Raw genomic sequence first — 7330 nt, 5'->3', positions numbered from 1 at the left:
CGAACCCTTCAGCGCCGACGGCGGCCTGCGCCTGCTGCAGGGCAACCTGGGCCGCAGCGTGGTGAAGGTCTCGGCCGTCAAGCCCGAGCACCGCGTGGTGCGCGCCCAGGCCGTGGTGGTGAGCGACCAGCAGGACCTGCTGGCCCTGTTCAACGCCGGCCAGCTCGAGCGCGACCTGATCGCCGTGGTGCGCTACCAGGGCCCGCGCGCCAACGGCATGCCCGAGCTGCACAAGCTCACGCCGCCGCTGGCCGTGCTGCAGGACAAAGGCTTCAAGGTCGCGCTCGTCACCGACGGCCGCATGAGCGGTGCCTCGGGCAAGGTGCCCGCAGCCATCCACCTCAGCCCCGAAGCCCTGGCCGACGGCCCGATCGCCCGCGTGATGGACGGCGACTGGATCACCCTGGACTGCGAGCGCGGCGTGCTGGAACTCGAAGTGGACGCCGCCACCCTGGCCGCCCGCAGCGCCGTGCTGCCCGACCTGACCCACAACGAACACGGCACCGGCCGCGAGCTGTTTGGCCTGTTCCGCTCGCACGCGAGCACGCCCGAAACCGGCGCTTCGCCATTGTTCAATTGACCCCCCGCGCCGCCTGCGGCGTCACCCCCCGAGGGGGCATCAGCTGCGGCCCGGCAAAGCCGGTTCCGCGCTGATCCCGAAGGATCCCGGCCCCATTCACGCACACACACACCATGACCACCACCTGCTTCTCCCGCCCCGCTTTCACCTCGCGCGTCGTCCCGGTGATCGTGCTCACCGACCCGGCCCACGCCGTGCCGCTGGCCCATGCGCTGCTCGAAGGCGGCATCGACGTGATGGAGATCACCCTGCGCTCCGACGCCGCGCTCGCTTCGATCGAAGCCGTGGCCAAAGCCGTGCCGCAGATGCACCTGGGTGCCGGCACGGTGACCCGCGTGGCCGAGGTGCAGCGCGTGATCGACGCGGGCGCCACCTTCGCGCTCTCGCCCGGCGCCACCGACGCGCTGGTCGAAGCCGTCAAGGCCGCGAAACTGCCCTTCATTCCCGGCGTGATGACGCCCGGCGAAGTCATGCACCGGCGCGAACAGGGTTTCAGCCTCATGAAACTGTTCCCCGCGCAGCAGGCCGGCGGCCTGGGCATGCTCAAGGCGCTGGGCGCCCCGATCCCGGACGTCCAGTTCTGCCCCACCGGCGGCGTGAGTCCCGAGAACCTGAAAGACTTCCTGAAGCTGCCCAACGTGGCGATGGCCGGCGGCAGCTGGCTGACCCCGGCCGACGCACTGAAGGCCGGTGACTGGGCCAAGATCACCCAGTTGGCACGCGAAGCCACCGCCATCGCGAACGGATAAGCTCCCCCGCGCCGCTTCGCGTCACCCCCCAGGGGCGATGCCAGCGGCCCGGCGAAGCCGGTTCCGCGGCTTCCTGGCTCGCCAGATCCCCTCACTGCCGCTGAAGACACAATACCGTTCGGGCTGAGCCTGTCGAAGCCCTCACACAGACACACCGCGCCAGCCCTTCGACAGGCTCAGGGCGAACGGGAAGAAAGAACCCGTCCCATGTCCTCCCCCACCCAATTCCCCGCCTGGCAGCAACTCGCCAGCCTCGCCGCAGCCCCCCAACCCCACCTGCGTGATCGCCTCGCCGAGCCCGGCCGCGAACAGCAGATGCAGACCTCCGCCGAGGGCACCGGCATCAGCGTCGATTTCACGCGCCAGGCCTTCGACGGCGCTGTTCTGTCCGCCCTGCTGCAACTGGCCCGTGAAGCCCGGGTGGAAACGCAGCGCGACGCCATGTTCTGCGGCGACGTGATCAACACCAGCGAACAGCGCGCGGTGCTGCACACCGCCCTGCGCGGCACGCCCGGTGCCAGCGGCGACTCCACCCCCTGGGGCGCCGACATCCAGCAACTGGTGCAGGCCGAACTGGAGCGCGTCTGCGCCTTCGCCGACCGTGTGCGCGCGGGTCAGGTGAAGGGCAGCACGGGCCTGGCCATCACCGACGTGGTGAACATCGGCATCGGCGGCTCCGACCTCGGCCCCCGCATGGCGGCCGACGCGCTCGCGCCCCTGTGCAGCGACGGCAAGACGGGCGTGCGCGTGCACTTCGTCAGCAACCCCGACGCCTGGGCGCTGCACAGCGTGCTGCGCGGCCTGAACCCGCAGACCACGCTCATCGTCGTGGCCAGCAAGACCTTCACCACGCAAGAGACCATGACCAACGCCGCCTCCGCGCGGCGCTGGCTGCAGGACGCCGGCATCGACGGCGCGGCGCAGAGCCCGCACCTGGTTGCCATCACCGCCGCGCCGCAAAAGTCTGGCGCCGCCGGCTACCCCGCCGAGCACACCTTCACCTTCTGGGACTGGGTCGGTGGCCGTTACTCCATCTGGTCCGCGCTCGGCCTGCCGCTGGCCGTGGCCATCGGTTCCACGGCTTTCCGCGAATTCCTGGCCGGCGGCCAGGCCATGGACGCGCACTTCCGCTCAGCCCCGCTGGACAAGAACCTGCCCGTGATCCTCGCCATGAGCGGCGTGTGGAACCGCAACTTCCTGCGCTGCCCCACGCAGCTGCTCTCCACCTACCCCAGCCGCCTGGTGCGCTTCGCGCCCTTTGTGCAGCAGATGGACATGGAAAGCAACGGCAAGCGCATCCGCAAGGACGGCCAGCCCTGCGACACCGACACCGGCCCCATCGTCTGGGGCGGCCTCGGCATCGACGGCCAGCACGCCTACTTCCAGCTGCTGCACCAGGGCACGCACCGCGTGCCGGTGGAGTTCATCGGCGTGCTGAGCGAAGACACGCCCCTGCCGCTGGCCGCCGAACACCACCGCGTGGTCAACCTCAACCTGCGCGCGCAAGCCCAGGCCCTGGCCCTCGGCCGCGACGAAGCCGCCACCCTGCAGGCCCTCATGGCCGAGGGGATGAGCGCCGAGCAGGCCGAGGTGTTCGTGAGCCAGCGCAGCTTCAAGGGCGACGTGCCCAGCAGCACCGTCTGGCTCGACGCGCTCACCCCGCACCGCCTGGGGGCCTTGATCGCGCTGTACGAACACAAGGTCTTCGTGCAGGCCGCCATCTGGGGCATCAATGCGTACGACCAGTGGGGTGTGGAGCTGGGCAAGACGATGGCCAAGGCGATGGAGCAAGCCTGATGCGCATCGCCCTGGTCGCCCACGACCGCAAGAAGGACGACATGGTGGCCCTGGCCACCGAGTTCGCGCCCTTGCTGCGGCAACACACCCTCATGGCCACCGGCACCACCGGCGGACGGCTGCAGAGCGAGGTCGGCCTGACGGTCGAACGCCTGCTCAGCGGCCCGCTGGGCGGTGACCTGCAGATCGGCGCGCGGCTGTCCATGGGCGAGGTCGACGCGGTCGTCTTCCTGCGCGATCCGATGACGGCGCAACCCCACGAACCCGACATCAACGCGCTGGTGCGGGCCTGTGATGTGCACAACGTGCCGTGCGCGACGAACGTGGCGACAGCGCGGGTGCTGCTGGGTTCGATGGCGTTCTGAAGTTCGGGGTGGCTCGGGGTGGCAGCACTTTGGCTGCCATCGGCCAAGAACCGCCCGTCACGACGTGCGGGTGGCCCACGGTCACCCGCATGGCGAGGGCTGGCCCAACCCGCTGGTGCAGATCGCCGCACTGAAGGAGTCGGCATGGGCGGCTTGAAAGACTGAGACCGCGGAATCGTGTTGCGTGTCACACGCTGACTCACACGCCGGCTCTCCAGACTGGTGCTTCCCCTCAACCAACCTGGTGGACACCATGCCCAAGTTTGTCATCGAACGTTCCATTCCCCAGATCGGCGCCGCCACCGCGGCCGACATGCTGGCCATTTCACAAAAGTCCTGCGGCGTGCTGCGCGAGCTGGGCCCCGAGGTGCAGTGGGTGCACAGCTACGTGACGGGCGACAAGATCTACTGCGTCTACAACGCCTCCACTGAAGACCTGGTGCGTGAGCATGCCCGGCGCGGCGGCTTCCCCGCCGACAGCGTCGCCCGTGTCGTCAGCATCATCGATCCGACCACCGCCGAGGCCTGACGCACCTAAGCATTGCGCCGTCCGCCGCAATACCGGACGATCGGCGCATGGGCCCCGTCATTCACCTGCTTGGCACGCCGCGCGTGCAGCGTGACGGTGCGGCCAAGGCCGTGCTGCGCGGCCACAAGGCCTGGGGCCTGCTGGCCTACCTGGTGCAGCACCCCGAGGGCGTCAGCCGCCAGCGCCTGGCCGCCCTGCTCTTCGAAGACGCTGAGGATCCGCTGGCCGCCCTGCGCTGGAACCTGAGCGAACTGCGCCGCGCGCTGGGCGACGTGGGGCTGGGTGGCGACGTCGTCGTGCTGCCCATGGAGCGCACCGCCTATGTCGACATCGACGTGGTGGCGCGCGGCCACTGGTCGCAGGCGCTCCAGGTGCCAGGCCTGGGCCAGGACCTGCTGGACGGGATGAGCTTCGCATCAAGTCCGTCCTTCGCGGTATGGCTGGAAGCCGAGCGCCGCCGCATGCGCGCGACGGCGCAGTCGGTGCTGCGCGAGGCCGCGCTGGCCCGCCTGGCCACCGGCGCTGCCGCCGAGGCGGCGCAACTGGCTGCCCGTCTCGTGGGCCTCGACCCCTTGGACGAGGGCTTCCAGGTGTTGCTGGTGCGCTGCCTGAGCACGGCGGGCGACGGTGTCGGCGCGGCCCGCCAGGCGGCGGCCTGCCGCGAGCTTTTCATGCGCGAGCTCGGCGTGGCGCCGGGCCCCGCCCTGGCCGACGCCTTGCACACGGGCACGGCCTCGATCACGACCGGTCCGGCGGCCGGCCGTGCCGGGGTGGTGGCGCAGTTGCAGGCCGGCGAAGCCGCCATCGGCGCTGGTGTGCTGGAAGCGGGTTTGCAGTGCCTGCGCCGCGCCATGGTCGATGCCGACGGCCTCGGCGACCCCGCGTTGCGTGTGCGCGCACGCCTGGCGTTGGGCGGTGCCCTGGTGCATGCCGCGCGGGGCCGTGATGAAGAAGGCGCCGCCGCGCTGCACCAGGCGCTGGCCCTGGGCCAGCATGAAGCGCCGACGCTCGCCGCGGCGGCATGCCGCGAGCTGGGTTACGTGGAAATGCTGCGCGGCAGCTACGAACGTGCACTGGCCTGGATGGACCGGGCCACGGGCTTGGCCACCGACGACCTGGCCGAGCAGGCCCGCATCGCCACAGTCCGCGGCACCATCCTGAGCGACACCGCGCATTACAGCGCCGCCACCGACGTGCTGCGCCAGGCCACGGCACTGGCCGACTCATTGGGCGAGGTGAAGCAGTCGATCTATGCCCAGTCCATGCTGGGTCGTGCGCTGCTGCTGTGCGGCGACATGGACGGCGCGGTGACCGCGCTCGACGTTTCCACCCGCGAATCACGGCGCGCCTGGACGGCCTTCCTGCCCTGGCCCCAGTCGCTGCGCGCCGAGGCCGAACTGATGCGCGGCCGGGTGGACCCGGCGGCCGAACTCTTCGAGCAGGCCTTTGCGCTGGGCTGCCAGCTGGGCGACCCGTGTTGGGAAGGCATCGCCGGGCGCGGGCTGGGCCGTGTGGCCATGGCGCGCCGCCAGCCCGCGCTGGCGGCCGAGATACTGCTGGACGCCCTGAAACGCTGCACGCGACTGCCCGACGCCTATCTGTGGGGCAAGGCCTATGCGTTGGACGCGCTGTGCGGGCTGGCGGTGAGGAGCCGCATGCCGCAGGTGCAGGCCTGGAGCGACGAATTGATGGCGCTGGCCGCGGGCGCCGGCATGCGCGAACTGATCGTCCGCGCCTACCTTCACCAGGCCGAGGGCGGTCATGCCCCGGCCGCCGCCGCCGCCCGGGTGCTGGCCAGCGAGATCGAAAACCCGGCGCTGCGGCGCGAAGCCCTGGCGTCCTGAGCGCGGGCCTTGAACGCCTGCCAACGGGTCGCAGAGGCCTGCGATGGTCTGCGCCATTCGTTGCGCGGCAAGCGGCGGCTTCCTGGTGTTTCCACGAACTGGTGGTCGCGGCCAAAAACGGTAGCTCATCAGTGCCCGCTTTGAAGCAGGCTCTCGTGCCGATATCGCTACCCGTTGCGTCTCATCGCCAGTGGCACCGGCGACTGCTTTCCTCAACTCGAGTTGCATTGCCCTGCCAAGAGGTTCCGTTCATCCTCGCGATACAAGGCCGGGCTAGCCGTTTCTGCCAAATCGGAGTAGGTTTCAGGTGCCCGCTGACCGTCAGGACGGAGTGCACATGAATTCATTGGCCCTGCCTACCTTCGATGATGTTGTCCAAGCCGCGACGCGGCTGAGAGGCCACGCGAACGTCACGCCCGTCCTGACCTCCCGGACGGTTGACAGCGAGTTCGGTGCAAGCGTCTTCTTCAAGTGCGAGAACCTGCAAAGGATGGGCGCGTTCAAGTTCAGGGGGGCATTCAATGCGCTCTCACGGTTCGGCTCGGAGCAGCGCCACCGTGGCGTTGTCGCATTCTCCTCCGGTAACCATGCACAGGCCATCGCCCTTTCGGCGCGCCTGCTCGGCATGCCTGCCACCATCGTCATGCCGCACGACGCCCCGGCCGCCAAAGTGGCGGCGACCCGAGGCTACGGTGGCAAGGTCGTGCTCTACGACCGCTACACCGAGGATCGCGAGCAAATTGGACGGGACCTCGCCCAGCGCGACGGTCTGACCCTGATCCCGCCCTACGACCATCCTGATGTGATCGCGGGTCAAGGAACAGCCGCCAAGGAATTGTTCGATGAGGTCGGTTCACTCGATGCGCTGTTTGTCTGCCTGGGCGGTGGCGGACTGCTTTCCGGGTCAGCCCTGTCTTCCCGAGCGCTCGCTCCAGGTTGCAAGGTCTATGGCGTCGAACCACAGGCCGGCAACGATGGCCAACAGTCGTTTCGCAGTGGCTCGATCGTCCATATCGACACGCCTCGCACCATTGCTGACGGAGCGCAAACCCAGCATCTGGGGCACTACACATTCCAGATCATCCAGCGCACGGTTGACGACGTGCTCACCGTTCCGGATGCGGAACTGGTGGATTGCATGCGATTTTTTGCCGCCCGCATGAAGCTCATCGTCGAACCGACGGGGTGCCTGGGCTTTGCTGCCGCGCGGGCCCGCCGTTCTGAACTGGCAGGCAAACGGATCGGCATTCTGATCAGCGGCGGCAATATTGACCTGGGACGGTTTTCCGAACTGCTCGAGGAGCACCCGGAGAGTCGACCAGCGGCGGCAGCCTGATCGGCCCGGCTCCTCGACAAAGTGTCCAGCCAAGCGACACCACTTTCAATGCCCATCCATGAACGCGCCCGCCCGCTATCACGACTTGATCGACTACCTGTCGTTTCTCGGTGCCAGGTTCGATATCGAC

General features: G+C 69.0%; 7 protein-coding genes. All 7 read left to right on the top strand.

Annotated features, from left to right (window positions below; all coding sequences use genetic code 11):
- Positions 1 to 580: dihydroxy-acid dehydratase (locus IV088_RS25315; protein WP_291107624.1), on the top strand; the 580-nt coding region annotated here is incomplete at its 5' end.
- 113 nt (positions 581 to 693) lie between these two features.
- Positions 694 to 1329, top strand: coding sequence for a bifunctional 4-hydroxy-2-oxoglutarate aldolase/2-dehydro-3-deoxy-phosphogluconate aldolase (locus IV088_RS25310; RefSeq protein WP_291107621.1), 636 nt, complete (start codon positions 694 to 696; stop codon positions 1327 to 1329).
- Between the two features lie 207 nt (positions 1330 to 1536).
- Positions 1537 to 3126 (top strand): glucose-6-phosphate isomerase, encoded by a 1590-nt coding sequence (pgi, locus tag IV088_RS25305; RefSeq protein ID WP_291107618.1) that lies wholly within the window; start codon positions 1537 to 1539, stop codon positions 3124 to 3126.
- Entirely contained in the window at positions 3126 to 3491 is a 366-nt protein-coding gene (locus IV088_RS25300) for a methylglyoxal synthase (RefSeq protein ID WP_291107615.1), read from the top strand. Before pgi ends, IV088_RS25300 begins: the two co-directional genes overlap by 1 nt.
- 253 nt (positions 3492 to 3744) lie before the next feature.
- Positions 3745 to 4020: a DUF4242 domain-containing protein gene (locus IV088_RS25295; protein WP_291107612.1), complete on the top strand. Its 276-nt coding sequence runs from the start codon at positions 3745 to 3747 to the stop codon at positions 4018 to 4020.
- A gap of 47 nt (positions 4021 to 4067) precedes the next feature.
- Positions 4068 to 5864 (top strand): BTAD domain-containing putative transcriptional regulator, encoded by a 1797-nt coding sequence (locus IV088_RS25290; RefSeq protein WP_291107609.1) that lies wholly within the window; start codon positions 4068 to 4070, stop codon positions 5862 to 5864.
- A 337-nt stretch (positions 5865 to 6201) separates the two neighbouring features.
- Entirely contained in the window at positions 6202 to 7200 is a 999-nt protein-coding gene (locus tag IV088_RS25285) for a threo-3-hydroxy-L-aspartate ammonia-lyase (RefSeq protein ID WP_291107606.1), read from the top strand.
- The last annotated feature ends 130 nt before the right edge of the window (positions 7201 to 7330 follow it).

This window comes from Hydrogenophaga sp., from assembly GCF_018780075.1.
In the GTDB taxonomy this organism is placed as follows: Bacteria; Pseudomonadota; Gammaproteobacteria; order Burkholderiales; family Burkholderiaceae_C; genus Hydrogenophaga.
Note: the sequence above shows the minus strand (reverse complement) of the source record. Positions and strands in the feature narration are given on the sequence as shown.

Bases quoted from the DNA above. Each gene is read 5' to 3' on its own strand.
- IV088_RS25310 (WP_291107621.1), top strand. From the start codon at position 694: ATGACCACCACCTGCTTCTCCCGCCCCGCTTTCACCTCGCGCGTCGTC.
- IV088_RS25290 (WP_291107609.1), top strand. From the start codon at position 4,068: ATGGGCCCCGTCATTCACCTGCTTGGCACGCCGCGCGTGCAGCGTGAC.
- IV088_RS25285 (WP_291107606.1), top strand. From the start codon at position 6,202: ATGAATTCATTGGCCCTGCCTACCTTCGATGATGTTGTCCAAGCCGCG.
- pgi (WP_291107618.1), top strand. From the start codon at position 1,537: ATGTCCTCCCCCACCCAATTCCCCGCCTGGCAGCAACTCGCCAGCCTC.
- IV088_RS25295 (WP_291107612.1), top strand. From the start codon at position 3,745: ATGCCCAAGTTTGTCATCGAACGTTCCATTCCCCAGATCGGCGCCGCC.
- IV088_RS25300 (WP_291107615.1), top strand. From the start codon at position 3,126: ATGCGCATCGCCCTGGTCGCCCACGACCGCAAGAAGGACGACATGGTG.